The following is a 2,971-nucleotide window of genomic DNA, read 5'->3' as shown; positions in this document are numbered from 1 at the left end:
GCAAATGGCAAAAATTAATTGAACTTTCTCAACAACTTATAATTGAAAAGCAGGTTATATAGCTGGATTTACGATTTAGCTTTTGATATAATCAAATTAGTTTCACCTTCAGTGTTCTGAAAAAAAAGGGACAATCTTAAAGGTGTATTTTTGCTACACTTTTTTACTTGACAAGAAAAAAAGCCAAAGTTTTGTTGATAACAAAACTAATGTTTCATTACTTTTAGGTATATTTTCACTTTTCAAGGTGCAATTTAAATCTTAAAATTTTTAATCTAGTTTTTTTCATAGGTTAGTTAACACTATCATAAACAACATATTATCTACCAATTATCTCATAGTCTGTTTTATTTTGCACTTTCTATCATTATATACAAACAGATGTGTATAAACATACAATTTATAAGTAATTTCTCACTTTTAAGTGACCTCGCAAAGGGGTAGTAAACTTAGCATTAACATCCTAAAATTAAGATGAATCATATAAAATCGATGCTTTGAATTAATTTATATGGCCAAATAAATATGTAAAATTATGGCATTAAATAAATTAATTGGTGAAAAAGGTTGAAATATAAAAACATTAGTGATATACTTTAATCAGAATATTCTAAGTTTTTAGCAAATTTATATTTGTGTAAAAAAGATATAAAATTTAGGAATAAATGCTTTTTGTTAAAAATCAAATTGTAAAGGAGTGATATGTATGGGTTTATTACGTTGGTTAGCAGGAATATTAATAATTTTCTGGTTATTGGGTTTGGTGCTTAATATTGGTGGTGGCCTGATACACATAATAATTGTCATAGCTGTTATATTATTCGTTTTTGATTTTATTAGTGGAAGAGGAAGATTAAAGTAAGTATTGGTAACTAGTATTTTAGATCCAATACAGAAACATTTCACAAAAAACTGAAAGAAGAAAGGAGTATTATTATGTTAAACAAAGCTAAAACACTAAGGGGTTACAAACTGCACTGTAATGATGGGGAAATAGGGAAAGTCAAGGAGTTCTATTTTGATGACTACCACTGGGCGATTCGCTATTTAATTGCCGACACTGGAAATTGGTTAATGGGCAGACAAGTAGTAATTTCACCGTATGCGTTAGCTTCTGTGAATAAGGAAGAAGAATACATCAACATCAATTTGAGCAAGAACCAGATTGAGAATAGTCCATCATTGTACAATGACGAACCTGTCTCACGACAATACGAAGAAGATTACTATGAGTATTATAATTGGCCAACATATTGGAGTGGTCCAAAAATGTGGGGAACGTGTGGACTTTATCCTCGCATCGAAAATGGACAGGTTCAAGAAAAGTTAATAGAATCAACTCAAGTTGAGGAAGAGCTAGATACCCATTTACATAACACTCACGATGTGAGTGGCTACGACATCCAAGCTACAGACGGCTCAATTGGACACGTTGATGATTTTATCATCGATGATGAGACATTGGCAATTCGTTATCTAATTATTGATACAAAGAACTGGTGGCCAGGGAAAAAGGTCCTTGTTTCACCGAAATGGATAGAGCGCGTTAGTTGGAACGAATCTAAGGTATTCGTCAATCTTCTTCGTGAGAACATCAAGCAGTCACCGGAATACACGGATGAGTCTCTTTTAACTCGAGACTATGAGACTGGACTGTATCAACATTATAATCAACAAGGATACTGGATTGATGAACTTGATTCCAATGAACATTTCCACTAAAATATTTGTACGAAACCTACGTTCACTACATTTTTAACATAACTTAAAAAGTGTCTGCATATTTTGTTTTTAATTTGGTATATGTATGACGCAATATAAAAACATACTAATTTGGCTAAAATGCAGCCTGTGTCAAGGCCAATTTAAAAAAGAGATTTAAAAATACCCTTATTTCACAAATGTGATATAAGGGTATTTTTAAATATTTTTATTGGGTACTCAACTGTTTTTAAGTATGAGACGTATTGATTCAGTGAGGGTTTTGCTAGACCTCATTGGTTTTATTATAAAAGTCCATATAAACATCAATCTCAACCTTTAAATCCAAGATAGCATTCTATGTAGATATTTTCCATAGCAACTACTGACAATTTAACACTACTTATAAGTTAATGTATTATGGATTTTAAGTCTGTAATAATTTTCTTGAAATCAGAATTAAGTTCTTCATCAACATTAAATACGTCATCTATGCTATTATATTTATTCATATTACTATCAAGAAATGTTTTATTGAAAATTCTATTTGAAATTTTATAGATGATTTTTTCATATCTATCGTAATCAAAATCTGATGAATTTTGTGTCTGTAATTCATTTTTGATTTTCAATTCTTCACTTATTATTTCTAAATCTGTATATAGCTTATACAAACTAGCTGTATCTCTTATTTCACTAGATATTTTAGCTATATTATTTATCCATTCTTTGCTAAAATACATTCGCGAAGGAATATTCTTAAATTCTTTATTTTTGCTATTAATGTAAAGCCTTTTTAAATCATTTGAACCTGTGATTAAATCATAATAAACTATTAAACTATTAACTCTGAGTTCTGATTCCATTTGAATTTTTTTACTAATATTCAAACTGATTATTACAGCTATAAGGGTTGCAGTCCCACCAAGGATTCCTCCAATGTAGCTACCTAAAAAAGTTGACCATTCAAGATTAGTTAAATTGGGTTTACTACCATTGGTAAAAACGAAACGGTTCAATATAAATGGAATTGCAATACATAGAATTATACTTACAATTATAGCAACTATAACTTTTCCATTTCGATCTAAAAATTTAGAAATCATATTTTACCTCCTTGTATAATCTAATTATAAGTTTGATAAGAAACCATCCTTAAATAATACGAATAATTTCCTACTTATCTTTGTTAATGTTAATCTTTATTTTTATTCATTTCTGAATTACACACTTATCTTTGCTCTTGGTTTTTTATCACTTAGATTCCATT

At 29.4% G+C, this 2,971-nt stretch carries 3 protein-coding genes; 2 read left to right on the top strand and 1 reads right to left on the bottom strand.

The genetic code is table 11. The features are described from left to right. Positions 1-706 precede the first annotated feature (706 nt). Both KPL51_RS22800 and KPL51_RS22795 read left to right on the top strand, forming a co-directional pair. The gene (locus tag KPL51_RS22800) at positions 707-862 is read left to right on the top strand and encodes a lmo0937 family membrane protein (RefSeq protein WP_216166687.1); all 156 of its coding nucleotides are present in this window, start codon (positions 707-709) and stop codon (positions 860-862) included. Between the two features lie 74 nt (positions 863-936). Further along, positions 937-1,722: a PRC-barrel domain-containing protein gene (locus KPL51_RS22795; protein ID WP_216166685.1), complete on the top strand. Its 786-nt coding sequence runs from the start codon at positions 937-939 to the stop codon at positions 1,720-1,722. A 389-nt stretch (positions 1,723-2,111) separates the two neighbouring features. Here the strand turns inward: KPL51_RS22795 and KPL51_RS22790 are convergent, their stop codons facing one another. Continuing rightward, entirely contained in the window at positions 2,112-2,807 is a 696-nt protein-coding gene (locus KPL51_RS22790) for a hypothetical protein (protein WP_216166683.1), read from the bottom strand. Between the last annotated feature and the right edge of the window lie 164 nt (positions 2,808-2,971).

Source organism: Clostridium bowmanii, from assembly GCF_018861315.1.
Classification (GTDB): Bacteria; Bacillota; Clostridia; order Clostridiales; family Clostridiaceae; genus Clostridium_AD; species Clostridium_AD bowmanii.
The sequence above is the reverse complement of the archived record's forward strand: the minus strand, read 5'-3'. Positions and strand labels throughout refer to the sequence as shown.

Coding starts and splice junctions, on each gene's coding strand:
- KPL51_RS22800 (WP_216166687.1), top strand. CDS start 707: ATGGGTTTATTACGTTGGTTAGCAGGAATATTAATAATTTTCTGGTTA.
- KPL51_RS22795 (WP_216166685.1), top strand. CDS start 937: ATGTTAAACAAAGCTAAAACACTAAGGGGTTACAAACTGCACTGTAAT.
- KPL51_RS22790 (WP_216166683.1), bottom strand. CDS start 2,807: ATGATTTCTAAATTTTTAGATCGAAATGGAAAAGTTATAGTTGCTATA.